Annotated in this window: 19 protein-coding genes; 4 read left to right on the top strand and 15 right to left on the bottom strand. The window is 69.3% G+C overall.

Features of this window, described 5'->3' with window-relative positions; translation table 11 throughout:
- Positions 1 to 5: 5 nt before the first annotated feature.
- The 8 genes from ACFW0G_RS11240 to ACFW0G_RS11205 are packed head-to-tail and all read right to left on the bottom strand — an operon-like array spanning position 6 to position 9,253.
- Positions 6 to 1,985 (bottom strand): DUF4157 domain-containing protein, encoded by a 1,980-nt coding sequence (locus tag ACFW0G_RS11240; protein ID WP_378324853.1) that lies wholly within the window; start codon positions 1,983 to 1,985, stop codon positions 6 to 8.
- Positions 1,982 to 2,260 (bottom strand): hypothetical protein, encoded by a 279-nt coding sequence (locus tag ACFW0G_RS11235; protein ID WP_378324852.1) that lies wholly within the window; start codon positions 2,258 to 2,260, stop codon positions 1,982 to 1,984. Before ACFW0G_RS11235 ends, ACFW0G_RS11240 begins: the two co-directional genes overlap by 4 nt.
- Positions 2,242 to 4,308: an ATP-binding protein gene (locus ACFW0G_RS11230; protein ID WP_378324851.1), complete on the bottom strand. Its 2,067-nt coding sequence runs from the start codon at positions 4,306 to 4,308 to the stop codon at positions 2,242 to 2,244. Before ACFW0G_RS11230 ends, ACFW0G_RS11235 begins: the two co-directional genes overlap by 19 nt.
- Positions 4,305 to 5,531 (bottom strand): DUF4255 domain-containing protein, encoded by a 1,227-nt coding sequence (locus tag ACFW0G_RS11225; protein WP_378324850.1) that lies wholly within the window; start codon positions 5,529 to 5,531, stop codon positions 4,305 to 4,307. Before ACFW0G_RS11225 ends, ACFW0G_RS11230 begins: the two co-directional genes overlap by 4 nt.
- Positions 5,528 to 6,298: a hypothetical protein gene (locus ACFW0G_RS11220; protein ID WP_378324849.1), complete on the bottom strand. Its 771-nt coding sequence runs from the start codon at positions 6,296 to 6,298 to the stop codon at positions 5,528 to 5,530. The genes ACFW0G_RS11225 and ACFW0G_RS11220 overlap by 4 nt, the downstream gene beginning before the upstream one ends.
- Entirely contained in the window at positions 6,295 to 7,008 is a 714-nt protein-coding gene (locus ACFW0G_RS11215; protein WP_378324848.1) for a hypothetical protein, read from the bottom strand. Before ACFW0G_RS11215 ends, ACFW0G_RS11220 begins: the two co-directional genes overlap by 4 nt.
- A gap of 2 nt (positions 7,009 to 7,010) precedes the next feature.
- Positions 7,011 to 7,535: a phage tail protein gene (locus tag ACFW0G_RS11210; RefSeq protein WP_378324847.1), complete on the bottom strand. Its 525-nt coding sequence runs from the start codon at positions 7,533 to 7,535 to the stop codon at positions 7,011 to 7,013.
- A gap of 20 nt (positions 7,536 to 7,555) precedes the next feature.
- Positions 7,556 to 9,253 (bottom strand): phage tail sheath family protein, encoded by a 1,698-nt coding sequence (locus ACFW0G_RS11205; protein WP_378324846.1) that lies wholly within the window; start codon positions 9,251 to 9,253, stop codon positions 7,556 to 7,558.
- Positions 9,254 to 9,428: 175 nt separating this feature from the next.
- Between ACFW0G_RS11205 and ACFW0G_RS11200 the strand changes: the two genes are divergently transcribed.
- Both ACFW0G_RS11200 and ACFW0G_RS11195 read left to right on the top strand, forming a co-directional pair.
- Complete coding sequence (locus tag ACFW0G_RS11200) at positions 9,429 to 9,623, top strand: hypothetical protein (RefSeq protein ID WP_378324845.1); 195 nt, start codon at positions 9,429 to 9,431, stop codon at positions 9,621 to 9,623.
- A 61-nt stretch (positions 9,624 to 9,684) separates the two neighbouring features.
- Positions 9,685 to 10,482 carry a thioesterase family protein gene (locus ACFW0G_RS11195; RefSeq protein WP_378324844.1) on the top strand — a complete coding sequence of 266 codons (798 nt, stop codon included), beginning with the start codon at positions 9,685 to 9,687 and terminating at the stop codon, positions 10,480 to 10,482.
- 12 nt (positions 10,483 to 10,494) lie between these two features.
- Here ACFW0G_RS11195 and ACFW0G_RS11190 read toward each other — a convergent pair whose 3' ends face one another.
- The 5 genes from ACFW0G_RS11190 to ACFW0G_RS11170 form a co-directional block, all read right to left on the bottom strand.
- Positions 10,495 to 10,860: a hypothetical protein gene (locus tag ACFW0G_RS11190; protein ID WP_378324843.1), complete on the bottom strand. Its 366-nt coding sequence runs from the start codon at positions 10,858 to 10,860 to the stop codon at positions 10,495 to 10,497.
- Positions 10,861 to 11,135: 275 nt separating this feature from the next.
- Complete coding sequence (locus tag ACFW0G_RS11185) at positions 11,136 to 12,032, bottom strand: helix-turn-helix domain-containing protein (protein WP_378324842.1); 897 nt, start codon at positions 12,030 to 12,032, stop codon at positions 11,136 to 11,138.
- Positions 11,987 to 12,478: a DUF6879 family protein gene (locus ACFW0G_RS11180; protein WP_378324841.1), complete on the bottom strand. Its 492-nt coding sequence runs from the start codon at positions 12,476 to 12,478 to the stop codon at positions 11,987 to 11,989. Before ACFW0G_RS11180 ends, ACFW0G_RS11185 begins: the two co-directional genes overlap by 46 nt.
- Before the next feature lie 55 nt (positions 12,479 to 12,533).
- Positions 12,534 to 12,731 carry a hypothetical protein gene (locus ACFW0G_RS11175; protein WP_378324840.1) on the bottom strand — a complete coding sequence of 66 codons (198 nt, stop codon included), beginning with the start codon at positions 12,729 to 12,731 and terminating at the stop codon, positions 12,534 to 12,536.
- Positions 12,732 to 12,842: 111 nt separating this feature from the next.
- A complete protein-coding gene (locus ACFW0G_RS11170; protein ID WP_378324839.1) occupies positions 12,843 to 13,595 on the bottom strand; it encodes a TetR/AcrR family transcriptional regulator in 753 nt (250 codons plus the stop codon).
- 77 nt (positions 13,596 to 13,672) lie between these two features.
- Here ACFW0G_RS11170 and ACFW0G_RS11165 point away from each other — a divergent pair, with 77 nt between their 5' ends.
- Entirely contained in the window at positions 13,673 to 15,151 is a 1,479-nt protein-coding gene (locus ACFW0G_RS11165) for an FAD-dependent monooxygenase (protein ID WP_378324838.1), read from the top strand.
- Positions 15,152 to 15,362: 211 nt separating this feature from the next.
- Complete coding sequence (locus tag ACFW0G_RS11160; protein ID WP_378324965.1) at positions 15,363 to 16,529, top strand: sensor histidine kinase; 1,167 nt, start codon at positions 15,363 to 15,365, stop codon at positions 16,527 to 16,529.
- Positions 16,530 to 16,538: 9 nt separating this feature from the next.
- Here ACFW0G_RS11160 and ACFW0G_RS11155 read toward each other — a convergent pair whose 3' ends face one another.
- Complete coding sequence (locus ACFW0G_RS11155; RefSeq protein WP_345387038.1) at positions 16,539 to 16,883, bottom strand: RNA polymerase-binding protein RbpA; 345 nt, start codon at positions 16,881 to 16,883, stop codon at positions 16,539 to 16,541.
- A gap of 64 nt (positions 16,884 to 16,947) precedes the next feature.
- Positions 16,948 to 17,178 (bottom strand): preprotein translocase subunit SecG, encoded by a 231-nt coding sequence (gene secG / locus ACFW0G_RS11150; RefSeq protein WP_378324964.1) that lies wholly within the window; start codon positions 17,176 to 17,178, stop codon positions 16,948 to 16,950.
- Between the last annotated feature and the right edge of the window lie 65 nt (positions 17,179 to 17,243).

The raw sequence follows: 17,243 nt of genomic DNA, 5'->3' as shown, positions 1-17,243 counted from the left end.
TCCGTTCACGGCTTCGCCGCCGGCGCCTTGGTGTAGCGGAATTCGGGGAGATCGGCGATCTTGTAATCGAGCTTCAAACCGTTCTTGAAGGCAAGGACTTCGGCGACCGTCGCGTTCGGCTTCGCGGTCATGAATGCGAACCATCTGTCGCTCCACCCAGCCATATGGGTGGCTTCGTGTGTAGCTACGTCCAGCCGGACCACGAAGTCGTCGACGTCGAGGTTCCGGGGCGGTTTGGCGAACCAGGCCCGAAAGTTCTTCGCCTTCGGCAGCAGATGATGCTCGTGGAAGTCCACGTACTGACCTGCGACGTGCATACCATGCTGTCCGACGACGTCCCGTTCCGCCACGGAAAACCCTCCCTTGGGACGTGCGGTGACCTGTCCTCGTGGTTCGGGCCCCGGCGGCAGCCTCGTCACCTTCGGTGGGGCACCGGGACCGCCTCCGGTGGCCGAGGCGGTGGTGCGAGGACCGCGCAGTCCCCCGACCGGGCCTTCGGTTCCGGTCGCGGCGAGCTCGGCGATCGCGTTGTCGTTGGCCGCTTCCACAGCACTCAGTTCCGCAGGCACCGCGCCCACGACCGGCGCTGCCGCGGCCTCCGCCTCGGCAGTGAGTGCCGCCTCTTCCAGCGGCGTGCTCATCCGGCGCAGCCACGAGACCAGATCCCGGAGCACATCGGCGAGCGGCCCGGCACGCAGCCGTCCGGCCGCGCCCGCGACGGCTTCCGCGACTTCGGCCAGCCGGGGCGCGAGCGCGCGGAGCACACTCGCCCGTTCGACGGCGCCGGCCACGCGTGCGCCGAGTTTGCCCGCCAGTACGCCAATGCCCTTGACCGCGTTGCCGATGGCATCGGTCGCCGCGAACATCAACGCCTCGAACAGAACCGTCCCGGCGACATTGCCGACGTTACGGCCGAGCTGCGGCCACGGCTGTTCGAGGAAGCCCAGCGATTCCCCGGCCGCGCGGCTGCCCAGCGAGCGAGCCTGGGCGAGGCCCGCTTGGAGGAGCCCGTCGAACAGCTCGCTCAGCGCCCGCAGCGAGGCCGCCGGGTCAGCCGCGAGCGCCGCACCGACGCTCCGCAGCCGCTGCCCGAGCACGTCACCCTCCCCAGCAAGCCTGAGGAGCCTCGGCCCGTAGGTCATCGCCAGCTTCGGCAGGTTCTCCGCGAGGTAGCGGTCGATCCTGTAGGGCAGCGCGACCAGGAAGACGATTCCCTCGACCGTGCCCTTCAGGGAGTTCCAGAGACCTTCGGCGATCCCGATCCCGTAGCCGCGGGCGTACTGCCACTTGTCCTCGAAATGGCTGATCGGGCTGGCCAGTTCGTCGAAGCGGGCCCGGATCGCGGCGAGCCGCTCCGGTGGCTGGTCGAGCAGTGTCCCGGCGAAGCCCCGGAAGAATTCGCGGCCGAACGGCCAGGCGTTCTCCCCGATCAGGCTCGAGGCGACCGTGTTCAGCGCCGCACTGTCCAACCAGGACAGTTCGGAATGGACAGTTGCCGTGCCTGCCGGGTCACCGTTCTCCGGTGCGCAGTGGACACCCGCCGGCATCGCGGACAGCACCGGCATGGGGCCACCGGAGCCGACCGCACGGGCCGCCGCCTGCGCCTGCTGTTCGGCCGGTTCGTGTGCTGTGCCACCGTGGAGCGCACCACCGGACGACACGTGGCGCTGCTGCACGACGTGCGCGAGTTCGTGGGCGAGTAGCCGCTCACCCGCCGGAGTGTGCGGCGCGAACCTGCCCGGAGCGAAAACGATGTCCTGCCCGACGGTGAAGGCGCGCGCGGATAGTTCACGGCTGCGCACCGTCTCGTCGGCGTGCACTCGGACGCCGCTGAAATCCGTGCCGAAGCGTCGTTCCATCACGGCCCGCACGTCGGCGCGCAACGGCTCCCCGTGCGCGTCGTCGAGTTCTTCGACGGGGAATCTCCGGGCGGAGAACCGAGCCGGTTGTCCGGTCCCCGCCTTCGTCTCGGCGTGTGCTCTCACCGTCCACCTCCGCCGGAGCCGTGGCCGACCGCCCGGTACACCGATCCGGCGATGTCCTTGCCCAGCGCGGACGGCGAGCCGGACCGTACCTCGGGAGCGCTGACCCGTCGCTGTCCCCGCGACCCGGACCACGTCGAGGACGGCGCCGTCGCGACCAGCCGGGCCAGTTCCGCTTGCAACGCCTCACGGATCGCGCGCGCGTCGGACGGCGATCCGACGCCGTCGAGCACGACGCGGTCGATGCGCAGGTGGATCTTCACGATGTCGCCTCCCATGCGAAATCCCGGGCGCGCGTCGGCAGTTCGAGCTTCTCGAACTCGGCGCGTGCCGCGTCCAGCACGATCGGCATGGTGATGCCGGAACCCCTTGCCGCGGCGAGGAAAGCGGCGTTGAGCGCGATGTTGCGGGTCATCCCGCCCGAGGTCTGCAGCTGCGCGAGCCGGTCGAAGTCGAGATCCTCGCGCGGTGCCTTCTCCGGGAAGGCCCGCAGCCAGATCTCCTTGCGCTCCGCCGTTCCCGGGAAGGAGAAGTCGACGATGAACCGCAGCCGCCGCAGGAACGCGCCGTCCAGCGCGCCGCGCATGTTCGTGGCCAGTATCGCGAGACCGCAGTAGGCCTCCATGCGCTGCAACAGGAAGTTGATCTCGATGTTGGCGTAGCGGTCGTGGGAGTCCTTGACCTCGGTCCGCTTGCCGAACAACGCGTCGGCCTCGTCGAAGAGCAGGATCGCGCCGCCGCCCTCCGCCGCGTCGAACAGCCTGCGCAGGTTCTTCTCGGTCTCGCCGATGTACTTGCTCACCACCGCGGACAGGTCGATCCGGTACAGGTCCAGCCGGAGCTGCCGGGCGAGCACCTCGGCGGCCATCGTCTTGCCGACCCCGCTCGGCCCGGCGAACAGCACGCTGACCCCGAGCCCCCGGGTGATCCGGTCGCCGAACCCCCAGGCGTCGTACACCTTGGCGCGCTGCGGGACCTGCTCGGCGATCCGCCGCAGCAGGGCCAGGCCGTCCGGCGGCAGCACGATGTCCTCCCAGCCGACCTTCGGCTCCAGCCGCTGGGCGAGCGAGTCCATTCTCGGCCGCGTACGCGCCCGGCACACCCGCCACGCCTCGGCGGCGTCTCCGCCGGAGACGGCCGCGACGTCGAGGATCGCGGGCACTTCAAGGGCGAACTGTGCGGCGAGCGAGTCGATCTCCGCCTGCGACGCGGACGGCCCCAGTACGGACCGCCAGGCCACCACCCGCTCGGCCGGCGTCGGCGGCTCGACGTCCAGCACGAGCGACTGCCTGCCCAGCTCCGACCAGCTCTCCCTGGCCGCGAAAACCGTGGGACAGCTGATCCGGCCGAGGAACCGCGTCACCGACGCGTGGGTCTGGCCGGCATCGTCGACGGCCCCGCCGTCTTCGACGTCGAGATACAGTGCGAGCGGCAGCAACTGGGCTTCCCGCTGCCACAGGCGCGCGAGCTCGTCGAGTTCGGTGGGCGCGGTGGGCAGCAGGGTCGCGGAGAGCCGCTGGACGATCATGCCGCGGCTCAGCGCGGCGTGCGCCGCGACGAGCCGCTTGCCCTGCTCGTCCGCGCCGGCGAGCTGGACGACCGGTCTCGGCCCCGCGGCGTGCCAGTGCCTGCCGATCTCGTCGACGACCGCCTGCTGCGACGGCGGCAGCGCGGTTCCCACCGCCGGGTCGAGCCGCGAGACCAGCGGCGCCAGCCGGTCGTCGAGATGGTTCAATCCCTTGAGATAGTTGACGATCCGCTCGTCCACCCGCAGCGGGCTGCCAACCACGCCCTGCGCCGTGCGGCCGGTGAGCTCGATCAGCCGCCAGTAACGCAGCCCGCGGTGCGGCGACACGACTTCCCACGCGGCGCCGGGCAACAGGCTCATCGCCAGCCCGAACGTCGGGTAGGTCATCGCCGGGTTTCCTTGCGCCGCGGCACACAGCGCGGCGATCGGCGGGTCGAGTTCGACCGCGGCACACAGCAACAGGGTGTCGCGCTCGAAACGGGTCAGCTCCAGCCGTTCGGCCAGTGCGACGAGCGCGGGCGGCGGGTTCGACGCCTCGGCCTGCCGGACGGCGTCGGCCGCGGCGGCGAGCTGATCCGCAGTGACCCGTTCCCGCGGCGTGGCAGGGGCCGGGAGTGCGGGAGCCGGTTCGTCGTGGCGGCCGAAAAGGCGTCTGCGTGGCGGTTCCTTCGGCGCGACGACGTCCGGTGTGGTTTCGCCCTGCTGCGGCTCGCTGTGCTGGATCAGCAGCAGGCGCAGCCAGGTGAGCGACGCGGACAGGAACCACGCGTTGGCCGCTTCCCAGTCGGTACTCGTCATGTCACAGTCACCACCTGCGTACCGTCGAACACCGGCCGCTCCCCCGACCGGTTGACCAGCTGGCTGTCGACCCCGCCGACACGCAGCCGCGCCGGATAGCGGCCCGGCTCCACACCGGTGAAGCGGAAGCGCGGGCTGTCGAGCGGCCTCGGGTTCTGGGCGTCCACGACCGGCGCAGCGGTGTGGGAGCCGAGCAGCAGGAAAACCGGCTGTCCCGGCAACGGCACGGGCGTACACGTGACGTCGAGGTCGAACGTGTGCTTCGGGCCGCCGTTCACCGTGCCCCCGAAACCGGCCGTCACCGTGGGCGCGATCGCGAGCGGGACGTCGTTGGTGACGGTGGTGCTCCGGTCGGTCCCGGTGCCCGAGGTGAGCCGGAGCGCGACCGACCATAACCCCGCCGGGTAGTCACTACCGGGGCGCGTGAGTCCGAAGTGGACTTCGGTGGCGGTCCTGGCGCCGACGTCGACGGCGACCGGCTCGGGCACCAGCGGATGCCGGAGCACGACTTCCACGGTGTCGGCGGTGAGGTTCTTCCCTTGCAGGGTAATGGTTTCGCCGGGCTTCGCGGACGGCTGAGCGTGCGCGGGAACGGCGGTGATCAGCTCCGGGAACGGCGAGGCGACGCTGCCGTCGGCGACCGGGCCGGTGTCGTTCCTGCCTCGGGCGAGCACCGGCACCGGGGTCCGGCGCTGCCGCCGGGAATCGATCAGCACGACCCGCGCCTCGAACGCGGCCGAAAGCCGGTAGGGCGTCTGGAAGGCCGACCACAGCGAGAAGATGTCCTTCTCCTCCAATGGCTGCCAGGTCAGCCGGACACGGTCCAGCTGCTGGTCGACGTCGCTGTAGTGCGGGAGATGCCGCAGGTCGGCACGGCTCAGCACGGGATGTTCGTGCACGGCGCGCACCGCGCCGCCGAGCATGCGGTGCGCGATGAGGTCGTCGCCGCCATGTACGTACGGCGTCAGGAGGTAGTGCAGCACCAGGGGGAGCGCCGGATCGGCCGTCTCGCCCGGCAGTACGTCCAGCGGATCCTCGTTGCGCAGCCCGGCGGCCACGTCGACCTGGTACAGATACAGGTTGACCTGCTCCGGCTGACCGGTGTCCACCTCGTGTGGCGGCAGCACCCGGACCAGTGCGCCGGACCGGACCTCGCTGACCCCTCGCTGGATGATCATCTGCAGGGTCTCGGTGACCGCCTCGATGGCTCGCGCGTCGCTCATCGCGAACCACCTCCCGCCCGTTCGCGCAGGTACTCGGCGAGCCCGAGCACCGGCTGTTTCGGGGTTTCCTTCCGTTGCGGTGCCGCGTTCTTCCCCGGCTCCGCGGTGGCCTTGACCTCGACCCTGCCGATGCTGATGTGCACGACGGGTTCGGCGGCCGGTTCCGCCTGCCGTGCCACCGGGGCGGCTTTTCTGCTCCGGCGCGCCGGGACCGTTGGCCGTTCGGCGTTTCGGGCGACGTCGGGAGGCTCGTCCGGTCGCGGCTCGACGGTCCGATCCGGCGCGACGACGGGATACGAGACCGGCTCGGCCATTTCCCGTGTGGTCACTGGAACCGGCCGGGTTCCGCTGTGACGTAAGGGAATCGGCATCTCCCGTGGGACGGTTCGCGTCCCCGCCACGACGGGCGCTTCCGGCACCCGGCCCGGCGGCACGACCAGGTGTTCATCCACAGTGGACTCTCTCGACGTGATCGGAAGCCCGGCCACGGGCGACGGAGGGGGCACCGCCCGCGGCTCGCGTGGTGCCGCGGCGGGCGCCGGTGTCGCCATGCGGGACAACGGCTCCGCCGGGGACGCGTCCTGAGGTCGCGCGGGGGCCGCGGTTTCCGTCTCGTCCGTCCGATGTGGACGATCGGGGCTGACCGCGCCCATCGGCGGGAGCGGTTCCGGTTCCCGCGCGGTCACCGGCTCGAAGAGTGTCGGCAGCAGCGGGCGGATGGTGGCTCCGCCCGCACGGCCGAGCAGGCGGTTCGCGAAGTCGGTCACGGTGTCACCTGTTCCAGGTAGAAGCGGCGGCGGGCCGGGCTCACCGCGAGCACCTCGCGTTCCGACCAGCCGTACCCGCTGGCGAGGACGTGCACGTCGTAGAGCAACCGCCGGGCGTAGGTGTCCATCTCTCCCCACAGGTAGGCCGTGATGTCGAACGGTGCGCGCCACTCGTGCCCGCAGCTCGCGCAGTCCAGCTCCAGCGCGATGTCGGCCTGCGGGTCACCGGCCGCCAGCGCGCCGGACAGGGCGTCGAGCACGGTGTCCGGCAGCTCGTCGCCCGTTTTCGTTTCCCCGTACGCGGTCGCCGTGATCACGCACCGCCCGAGGAGCCGCCGCCGCGCGTCCGGCGCCCGCGACGGCACGGCCAGCAGGTCCCGGCTGGTGACCGCCCGGAACTCGACCTCGTACCCGTCCGCCGAAACCGTGGTGGCGGACTCGGGCTCCCCGGCGCGGACGTCGTCCACGGTCAGTTCGAGTTCGAGTTCGCCCGCGCATTCCGGGCAGTCCACCGCGCACGGGAACACCGTGCCGAAGCAGGTTTCCCGGAGCGCGAGGACGAACTCCTCCCGCCGCCCGACGGACAGATCTGCGACCGAGGCCGGATCCGCGCCACCCGCCGTGGCGAGCGCCAGCGCACGCCGCACCGGCCCCTTCCCCAGCCCGGCCTCCCAGACCGCGAGCAGCCCGGCCTCGGTGAGCGCCGTCATGGTCAGGCGGGGTCTTCGAAGCCGACTTCGGGCGGTTCCGGCAGATCCTCACGGACCCAGCCCTCGTTCTCCAGCTTGATATGCTGGATGGCGACGGCGTTCGCGTTGGCGTCCAAATCGGACACCGGCTGGTACTCCGAGACCCAGCAGTTGAAGACCTGATAGGACAGCACCTTCTGCCCCGCCTCGTTGAACACGTCGACGAGCAGGTCGCGGCGGAAGTCCTTGAGCGAGGTCTCCAGCCCGCCCGAGGCGTTCGTGAAGCTCCACACCCGGTTCGCCCACTGCTCGAACACCTTGTCGTTGGTCACCCCGCGTTCGAGCGTGATCGCGTCGTACTCGGTGCGCCCCGGCAGTTTGACGCTGGTGCCCGGTGCGCCGCCGTCGCGGTGCTTGACCACCTCGGTGCTGCGCTTGAAACCGGTCACCTTGCTCACGCCCGCGATGTACTCGGTGCCCCCGGAGAACTTCACGCGGAAACGGAAGTTCTTGTACGGGTCGCGCCGCTTCGTCTTGCTGTCGGCCATGACTGTTTTCCTCCCTGGCCCTAGACCTGGATCTGGCCGGCGAGTTGCTGGATGTGGATGATCACGAACTCGGCGGGCTTGAGCGGCGCGAAACCGACCTGGATGTTGACGATGCCCTGATCGATCGTGTTCTGCGGATTGTTCGTGCTGTCGCAGGTGACCTTGTACGCCTCCTGCGGGGTGCGGCCCTGGAAAGCGCCCTGGCGGAACAGGTTGTTCATGAACGCCCCGACGTTGAGCCGGATCGACGCCCACAACGGTTCGTCGTTCGGTTCGAAGACGACCCACTGCGTGCCGCGGTAGAGACTCTCTTCGAGGAACAGCGCGAGCCGCCGGACCGGCAGGTACTTCCACTGGTCCGCGGCGAGGTCGGCGCCCTTGGTGGTGCGCGCGCCCCAGGCGACGTGGCCGAACACCGGCAGCTGCCGCAGGCAGTTCACGCCGAGCGGGTTGAGCCGCCCGTTCTCCGGGTCGGTCATCGTCACGGCCAGCGACGTGACGCCGTTGAGCGACGCGTCGGTCCCCGCGGGTGCCTTCCACACGCCGCGCTGGACGTCGGTGCGGGCCCAGACCCCGGCCATCACGCCGCACGGCGGGAACTCGCGGATGGCGTTCTTCTGGCTCGGATCGGCCAGCTTGATCCGCGGGAAGTAGACGGCCGCGTTCTTGGCCAGGTCACCGGTCACCGGCAACCCGGCGCGAGCGCCCGTCGCGGCCTGCTCCACCGTCCCCCAGCTCGTCGGCGGGTCGAGCAGGAGCATCGACCGGTGCTTGACCGCGTAAGCCGCCGCGTCGGGAACGATGCTGATCGGCTTGCCGACCTGGCCGAGGTCGCCGGGCAGGCAGATGATGTTGACGATGTCGGCCTTGAGCAGCTGGTACAGGCCCTTCTTGTCCCGTTCCCCGGTCTTGCCGCCGAGGTAGTTGTCCACCCCGGGCGCGTCGCCGTCGGCGCCCTCGACCGCCTCGGTGTACCAGGCCTTCTCCAGGGCGGCGCTGCCCTTGGTGTCGTCCCGGAAGGGGTCGGCCCCGACCGCGGGACCGATCGGCTTCTTCTGCTCGTCCAGCTTGCCTTCCGGAACGTGTTCGTTCGGCAGCACGGTCTGCCCTGCGATGTCCTCTTCGACCGTGCTGACGAGACGCGAGGACGCGAGGACCTTGACCAGGCCGTCCGGATCGGTCGGGTCCACGTTGACGTTGAGGTAGCGCTCGGTGATCCCGGTGGTCTTGTCCCGGATGGTCAGGTTGTAGGTGGTCCGGGTTCCGCCCTCGGCCGGTTTGACGAAGGTGTCGTAGTCGACCCGGACGCGGAGGTTGTCCTTGGCCCACTGGCCTTCACTGGCCGCGTGCAGGGTGACCTTGGCGTCGCCCGCCTTGTTCTTCAGCTCGACCTTGGCCTTGACCGCTTTTTTCGGAGCGGGGTTCTGCTTGTCTTCGTCCTCGGTGTTGTGGTCGCGGACGATGCGGACGATCTCCGCCTCGCTGCCGCCGTTGAGATAGAACTGGTAGACCGCGTGGCTCATGTCGCTGGTCTTGTCCAGCCCGCCGAACTCGGCCTCGTAGTCGGCCCAGCTGGTGATGTGCACGGGCCGGTCGGTGGCTCCCCGTGGCGCGGTGCCGATGAACGCCGCGACCGACGTCGGCACCCCGATGATGGTGCGTACCGCGCTCGGCAGTTCGTCGATGTAGACGCCCGGAAAGGTAGGACTGATGGGCATGGCCATGGCTCCCTTCGCAAGGCCGTCTTCGCAAAGGCCCTTGTGCCCGCTCACCTTCCGGGTGGTGCGTCACCGTGGCGTCACCACCCGCGCGCGTCGCCCATCCGTTATCCGCGTGACGCGGCGGTGACATCACGACGGGCACACTCCGCCGATGCCGTCCGGAGGAGGCCCGGTGGACGAACCAGCCGACAGCGAGCGAGCGGCCGTCCTCGTGATCCGGCTGTGGACCGAGGCCGGCGGCGGGTTCCGCGCCCGGCTCGTCGGGGTCGGCGAACTCCCTTACGGCGCACCGAAGAGCGCGGTCGCGAGTACCGCGGACGAACTCGTCGAGCTGGTACGCGGCTGGATCGGGGACGTCGCCGGGTAAGCGGTTTCGCCGCTGTGAAACGCTGAGGACGCATCCGTCACAAGCGAGGAAAGATCCACCGTTGACCCACCACCCCGAGCCCAGCTATTTCGAACGGCTGGACACGCACCGCTTCGCCCCCACCGCCCACGCGGGCGGGGCCTGGCGGGACGACGAGCAGCACTTCAGTCCGCTGGGCGGCCTGATCGTCCACGAGATCGAACGCGTCCGCGCCCGTGAACAGCGGCCCAGCCTGCTGATCAGCCGCATCGGCTTCGACATCCTCGGCCGTATCGCGCTCGACGAGTTCGAAATCCACGTGTCCACGCCCCGGCCGGGCCGCACCATCGAACTGACCGAGGCCACCGTGGTCATCGCGGGACGTCCCGTGGTCAGCGCGCGCGTGTGGCTTCTGGCCCCGCAGGAAACCGGCATCGTCGCCGGCGGTGAACCCGCGCCGCTGCCACCGCCCGAGTCGCTGGCTCCCTGGGCGATGAGCGACCTGTGGCCCGGCGGGTACATCGCGTCACTGGACGTCCGCACGACCGGCGCGCCCCAGCCGGGACGGACCACCGCCTGGGTCTCTACCCCGATCGACCTCGTCGCGGGCGAGCAGCCGAGCCCGACGGCCTCGTACGTCGCGCTCGTCGACACGGCCAACGGCATCGCGGTGCGGCAGGAGCCGACCAAGTGGCTGTTCCCCAACGTCGACCTGTCGATCCACCTGCACCGCCTGCCCGAAGGCCGGTGGACCGGGCTCGACACCAGTGTCGTCTTCGGCGGTCACGGCCAGGGCGTCACCAGCACGGTGCTGCACGACGAGCGGGGACCGGTCGGCCGCGCGGAGCAGATCCTCACCGTCCGGCCCCTGGAGTCCTGATCTGTCCCGCTTCTACTCCTCGGGCCGACGCCCATGGAACCGGGCCAGGTGCCCCGCCGTCCACGCACGCGCGAACCCGGCGAGCACCTGCCCGGACCAGCGGCCGGAGATCTCGACATCCGTCCACAGTGGCATCTTCGCCCCGGCAAGACTGCCGTGGCTGATGTGCACGCGCGAGGCGTCCTCCGCCCAGCAGAAGACGAAGTGCGCGTACATGAACATCCACACCCGTGTCCCGGTGTTGTCCCGCACACATACCGGCCCCTCGACCGGATACGGCGTCAGGTAGACAACGTCATTCCTGCCGTTGCGATAGGTGTACTGTCTCGTGACTACGCGAGGTTCGAACGCGACGCTTTCGTCAGCTGTCGAAGGCACGAATCGCCTCCCTGACGAGCTCGGCGGAAGTTCGACCGCTCGCTCCCCCAGCCCCAGTTTCAACCCGGCAGCACAACGAATCTCGGGGCCCTGGAAGATCAGCGTTCCACGCTCGGACACATGCACCGTCGGCCAGCCTCGCGCATGGCTACCTTCCAGAATTTCCTTGATCTCCATGCGATTCACGCCAGGAGGCAGAATTCGGGTCGACAAGCACAGATCGCGGTTACCCGCGTGCCGACGTGAATTCCTGCGGCTGTAGTACTCCGAACGAGTCAGGACTTCTCCCGGAACTCGACGGCTATCTCCGCCAGCAAGGCTCGCATCTCGCACTCGAACACCGCATGGTCGGCGAAGTACTCGAACAGTTCTCGATGATCCTCCACATGGGACGGATCCCGGAGCGCGATCGTCCCCGCGAACGTTTCCATCGTCACCAGCCGCTCGTCGTAGACGACGAAGGTGTTCAGCGGCGACTTTTGCAGCTGTGTCGCAGCGGGAATGATTCCGAGACGCACCGACGGCAACCGGGACATCTCGATCAGCACGTCGATCTGCTCAACCATCAGCGCAGGGTTCACCATGGGAAACCGGATGGCATCCTCAGTGAGGACGAGAACGAACGCGGTATCGTTTCGTTCGACAAGCTTCCGCCGGTCCAGCTTTACGGCGACGAGCATCTCACGCTGAGCGGCGGTCGTCTTCTTGAGCGGATTCTCGAGATTGCTGCGGATATAGGACTCGGTCTGCAGGAAGCTGGGCAGGCTGGCTGGAAGGAAGTAGCGGACGGTCGTCGCCTGCTCGATCAACGCCCTCAGCGTGCGCTGAGTGTGGTCGATCCCGATCCGCCGGACCTGCCGTCTGCTCATAAAATCGACGTTGGCGGCGCTCGCCAGCCTCAGCAGTTGCTCCGCCTGCTCGGGCGGAACCGCCAGCGCACGCAGAACCCGATCGACGTCGGTGACGGCAGGAAGGATCTTGCCGGTCTCGATCCGGGAGATCTTCGATTGGCTCATATGTGTCTTGGCCGCGAGCCTTTCACCAGACAACCCGGCGGCGAGCCGGAGTTCCCGAAGAACGTCCGCCAGGTTGCGTCGTTCCTGTCCGGCGTCACTGGGCTCCAGCATCAGTACGAAGCCGCGTCCTCGTACTCCAAGAATGGCACGGAACACCGGCGCGAGTATTCGCGGTAGGACCGATACTCCTCGAGATCGGCTTCCGGGAGCAGTTCCCGTCCCACAACGCTCCCGTCTTCGGGTGAGTAATGCAGCCTGATCACGGCGTTCCCGTCGAGCAGCACGAAGTCGTAGTCCGGCAGATCCGCGGTGTCCACTCTCGAAGAGTCGAGAATCCGGAGGTCCTCCCCCACCAGCGCGGAGTGGTGGAAGAACGTGAAGGCGAAGCGAAGGTAGTCACTGACCGGCGGCCGGACAACCTGCACCCGCTCCACGCGCCTGCCGCCCTCGAGCCGCTCCTTCAGCCGCGCCAGCCGAGGATCTCCCGGATCGACATGCCGGATCCCGGACCGCATGAACTCGCGGAACGGCCCCTGTTCCCAGGGAACTCCGTAGACCTGGAGCGCCTGGAAACGAAACGACACGGACTTGAACTCGGTCATACGATCCCGGTATTCGTCCGCCGACAGCCAGTTTCCGCCGACGTCATGCGTGCCCTCAACCTGATACACGGGCCGCCTCCAGCAGCAGGGGTAGCGGAATCTCGACGATCGCCTCACCCGCCGAGACGTCCTTGCCCGGCAGCAGGTAGCCCTGCACGGCGATCGTCCTCCGGTCGGTCAGGTACACGGTCGGACAGACCTCGCCATCCTCGCAGGTTCCGGCGATCCTGGTCAGTGTTACCGGACGCTCCATAACCCCTCCTCGGTCTCGATGGGTCATAGGGTATCGACGGAGGGTGACAAGAATGGTCGCTAGTCGCGCCCGTGCATGAAGGTGACCCGAACGGGCCACCGGCCAAAACCGCTAGCCCCTGGCCGCACGGATGCGGGCGCCGATTCCGTCCAGAAGCCGCTCCAGGCCGTGCCGGAACCCGCGTTCCTGACGATCCCTGGCATGCGGCTCCCGCGCGTCCAGCCAAGCCCGCGCCACCAACGGAAACCGGCCGCCGTCGATGATCGTCCGGCCGTACCTCGCGTGCGCGGCCATCCACTGGTCCCAGTCACGGCCGGAGCGCCGGGTGGCGGCGCGATCGGCCAGTTCCCGGGTCACGTAGCCCAGCACGTACGCCTCGAGTGCCTCGATGAGCACGACCATCTCGTCGATACCCAGCCCGAGACCGTCCACCGCGCGTAGCGCGCGCTCCGTGGCGTAGAGCCCGTTCGGGCCGACCGACGGCCGGCCCGCGAGCGCGGTCATCCACGGGTGCCGGATCATCAGGCCCCGCATCCGGTGCGCGATCGCGGCGAGATCGTCCGGCCAGTATCCGCGCGGGGGCGGCAGTTCTTCCTCGCCGAGCACGGCGTCGTACATCAGGTCGAGGATGTCGTCCTTCGACGACACGTAGCGGTACAGCGAGGTCGTGCCGCTGCCGAGTTCCGCCGCGATCCGCCGCATCGACACCGCGTCGAGCCCGTCCGCGTCGGCGACCCGCACACCGGTCTCGGCGATGTCGGCGAGGCTGTGGGCGGGCCGGGGACCGCGAGACGCCCGGCCCGAGCGCAGCCAGATCACGTCGTCGCCGCCAGTGCCCGTCACCCGGACCTCCTCGTCAGTCACTGGGAACAGTGTGCGCAGTATGCTACCGTTCGAAACTGCGCACACTGTGCCCGGGTTTTCGGTCGAAGGGGGATCTCATGGACAACGACGTGATCGTGGTGGGTGCGGGCCCGGTCGGCCTGCTGCTGGCGGCCGAACTGAAACTCGCGGGTGCTCAGCCCGTCGTGCTGGAAGCCCGGCACGGGCTGAACGACGAGAAACGGGCACGTGGCATCGGGCCGCTGGCCACCGAGGCGCTTCGACGTCGCGGGCTCGGCGAGGAGATCGCCCGGCACGACGCGCAGGGCCGCGCCGACTTCGCCCGCGACCACGGCAGCGACAACGGCCACTTCGCGTCGATCCACAAGATCGACCCTGCCCTGCAGGACGAGCCCGGCCGGGAGCGGACGCTGATCTGGCAGCCCGAGCTCGAGAAGATCCTGGTCTCGTACGCGACCGGCCTCGGCGTGCCGATCCGGTACGGCCACCAGGTCACCGATCTCGGCCAGGACGAGGCCGGGGTGACGGTGACCGTGACGACCTCGCGGGGCGACCTGCAGCTCCGCTCGTCCTATCTGGCCGGCTGCGACGGCGGGCGGAGCACGGTCCGCGAACTCGTCCCGTTCGACTTCCCCGGCACGGCACCCATCATGACCGTCCGGCGGGCCGCGGCGCGGATCGAGGACACCTCCGCTCTGCCGCCGCCCGGCCGGAACGACCGCGGCACGCTCTTCTACGGCGGTGGCATGGTGGCCACGTTCGATTTCGAGGACACCGAACGGCGACGGGGCCCGATCAGCGCCGAGGAACTCGAAGCCAGCGTCCGGCGGGTGTCCGGGGCCGACGTGACCATCACCGAGGTGGGCGCGGGGTTGCGGTTCACCGACCAGGCCAGGCAGGCCGGCTCCTACCGCCTCGGCCGGGTCCTGCTGGCGGGGGACGCGGCACACGTTCATTCGCCGAGCGGCGGGCAGGGGCTGAACCTCGGCCTGCTGGACGCGGTCAACCTCGGCTGGAAACTCGCCGCGACGGTGGCGGGCACGGCACCCGCCGGGCTGCTCGACAGCTACCACCACGAACGTCATCCGGCCGGCGCCGAGGTCCTGCACAACACGCGCGCCCAGTCGGCGTTGCTACGGCCGGGGCCGCACAGCGACGCGCTGCGCGACATTGTCGCGGATTTGATGGACATTCCCGAGGTGAACCGCTATTTCGGCCGCATGCTGTCCGGGCTCGGGCTGCGGCACGACTTCCCCTACCCGGCGACGCATCCGCTGACCGGCAGGCCCTGCCCCGACCTCGAACTGTCCCTGCCGGACGGCGGCACCACCCGGCTGTACGACCTGACGCACGAGGGTGGACCGATCATGCTCCACCCGGCCCCGGCCTCACCGTGGACGGGTTTTGAATCCGTTGCCGTGACGTCGACCGGGAGAAACGATCTCGCCGCGGCGCTGGTCCGGCCGGACGGAATCGTCGCCTGGGCCGCGGCTCCCGGCCAACCGGACGACGCCACCCGGGAAACCGCGCTGCGGACGTGGATCGGCGATTCACGGCAGCGCACCAGCGAAGACTGAGCCGAACGGAGCAACCGACTACGGAATCCGGACAGCTACACCCGGTTTACGGGTGAAACTTACCGTCTTAATACGCCTTCTCGTTAGCATCCGCACATTTGTTCGTAGTTGCGCGTCCCGTTCGGGGCTCGAGCACCTCTCATCATCAAGTCCACAAGACGAGTGAGGTCGCCCGATGAGCACAGAGGGACTCTCGATTCCAGGTATCTCGATGGGCAGCCCCGGCGCGGGGGCCGCCGATCGGGTCAGGCGACGGGCCCTGACCGGGCTGTTCGCCTCGATGCGACGACCGGTGATGATGACGCTCGGCTTCGACGCGGCACTGGTGCTGCTGGCCGTGCTCGACGTGTGGCTGGTGGTCCCCGGCAAGGCCCAGCCGTACTCCACCTATCTCTCGGCGGCCGCGTGCCTCGCGGTCGTGTTCCGCCGCAAGTTCCCCTTCCTCGCCACGCTCGCCACCGTGCCCGGTTTCCTCGCCGGCTGGTCGCAGCTCGCCGCGATGATCAACCTCGGGATGCTCGCGACGCGCAGGCAGTCACACTGGCAGACGTGGGTCGGCGCGGCGCTGGTGTTCACCTGCCGCTTCGTGCAGTGGCCGCTGGAGGACTTCGCCAAGCTCAGCTGGCGTGAGCACATCCTCGACGGGATCTACGGCGTCCTCGTCGCCGGTATGCCGATCGCGATCGGCATGCTCATCGGGGCGCGGGCCGAGATCTCGAACAAGCTCGCGGAACTGGCCACGAGCCGCGACCGCGAGCGCCGGTTCCACGCCGACGCCGTCCGCGCCGAGGAACGCGCCCGGCTGGCGCGCGAGATGCACGACGTCGTCTCGCACCAGATCACCCTCATCGCGATGCAGGCCGGTGCGCTGCAGGCGCAGACCACCGACACCCGCTCGCTGGAGACCGCGCAGGTCATCCGCCAGCTGAGCACCCGCACCCTGGAGGAGCTGCGCTCGCTGGTCAGCGTGCTGCGTTCCGGATCGGACGACGACGGGCCGCAGCCGGGCATCAACGAGCTGGACCGGCTGATCCGCGCCACCGACGTCCCGGTGCACCTCACCGTCGAGCAGCTGCCGGAGTTCCTGCCGAACCAGGTGTCCGCCGCGGCCTACCGCACGGTGCAGGAATGCCTCACGAACGTCTACAAGCACGCGCCCGGCGCGACCGCGACCATCCGCATCCACGGCGAGCACGGCGCGCTCAAGGTGGAGGTCAAAAACGAACGCGCCCAACAGCCCGGTGCCGCCCTGCCCTCGGGAGGGCACGGGCTCACCGGACTGGCTGAGCGCGCTCGGCTGCTGGGTGGCAGCTTCGAGACGTCCGACACCGAGGACGGCGGGTTCCGGGTGCGTGCCCGGTACCCGCTCGACCGGTGAGGAGAAGTCTCAGATGAGCTCCCGGCGCTGGCGCAGACGCTCCAGCGCCTCGGCGAGGATGGCCTCGCCGTCGGCGTCGCTGCGCCGCTCCTTCACGTACGCCAGGTGAGTCTTGTAGGGCTCGGTCCGAGGCGCCGCGGGCGGGTTCTTCTCGTCCTGCCCGCCGGGGAGACCGCAGCGGGGGCAGTCCCACTCGTCGGGAATCTCGGCGTCCATCGAGAACGAGGGGCGAGCCTCGTGTCCGTTGGCGCACCAGTACGAGATGCGCCGCCGCGGCGCCGATTCACCCCGCTCCGATTCGCCCGAAGGACCGGCACCCACCCGAGTGCCCCGAATCGCATTACCGCCAACCATGAATCCTCACACCTAGGAGTCGGCGGCGCGCCCCCCACGGGCACGCCGAGTCACTCAGCGTCGATCAGACCTTGAGCAGCAGGCCGAGGCCCACGATGCTGATCAGCCACACGGAACCGAGCAGTACGGTGATGCGGTCGAGGTTCTTCTCGGCCACGCTCGAGCCCGCGAGGCTGGACTGCATGCCCCCGCCGAACAGCGACGACAGACCGCCACCTCGACCGCGGTGCAGCAGCACGGCCACGACCAGCAGCACGCTGGAGACGATCAACAGAATTTGCAGGAACAGCTTCATGTCATCCTCTGTGCTCATCGGAGAATGCAGGGGCACGGCGCAGGATCCACCGTACCCCTGGACTC

The sequence above is a fragment of the Amycolatopsis sp. NPDC058986 genome, from assembly GCF_042741125.1.
Classification (GTDB): Bacteria; Actinomycetota; Actinomycetes; order Mycobacteriales; family Pseudonocardiaceae; genus Amycolatopsis.
Note: the sequence above shows the minus strand (reverse complement) of the source record. Positions and strands in the feature narration are given on the sequence as shown.

Excerpts from the sequence above, each read along its gene's own strand:
- ACFW0G_RS11225 (WP_378324850.1), bottom strand. The coding sequence starts at position 5,531 with ATGAGCGACGCGCGAGCCATCGAGGCGGTCACCGAGACCCTGCAGATG.
- ACFW0G_RS11180 (WP_378324841.1), bottom strand. The coding sequence starts at position 12,478 with ATGACCGAGTTCAAGTCCGTGTCGTTTCGTTTCCAGGCGCTCCAGGTC.
- ACFW0G_RS11175 (WP_378324840.1), bottom strand. The coding sequence starts at position 12,731 with ATGGAGCGTCCGGTAACACTGACCAGGATCGCCGGAACCTGCGAGGAT.
- ACFW0G_RS11165 (WP_378324838.1), top strand. The coding sequence starts at position 13,673 with ATGGACAACGACGTGATCGTGGTGGGTGCGGGCCCGGTCGGCCTGCTG.
- ACFW0G_RS11160 (WP_378324965.1), top strand. The coding sequence starts at position 15,363 with ATGGGCAGCCCCGGCGCGGGGGCCGCCGATCGGGTCAGGCGACGGGCC.
- ACFW0G_RS11230 (WP_378324851.1), bottom strand. The coding sequence starts at position 4,308 with ATGACGAGTACCGACTGGGAAGCGGCCAACGCGTGGTTCCTGTCCGCG.
- secG (WP_378324964.1), bottom strand. The coding sequence starts at position 17,178 with ATGAAGCTGTTCCTGCAAATTCTGTTGATCGTCTCCAGCGTGCTGCTG.
- ACFW0G_RS11235 (WP_378324852.1), bottom strand. The coding sequence starts at position 2,260 with ATGGGAGGCGACATCGTGAAGATCCACCTGCGCATCGACCGCGTCGTG.
- ACFW0G_RS11210 (WP_378324847.1), bottom strand. The coding sequence starts at position 7,535 with ATGGCCGACAGCAAGACGAAGCGGCGCGACCCGTACAAGAACTTCCGT.
- ACFW0G_RS11155 (WP_345387038.1), bottom strand. The coding sequence starts at position 16,883 with ATGGTTGGCGGTAATGCGATTCGGGGCACTCGGGTGGGTGCCGGTCCT.
- ACFW0G_RS11215 (WP_378324848.1), bottom strand. The coding sequence starts at position 7,008 with ATGACGGCGCTCACCGAGGCCGGGCTGCTCGCGGTCTGGGAGGCCGGG.
- ACFW0G_RS11205 (WP_378324846.1), bottom strand. The coding sequence starts at position 9,253 with ATGCCCATCAGTCCTACCTTTCCGGGCGTCTACATCGACGAACTGCCG.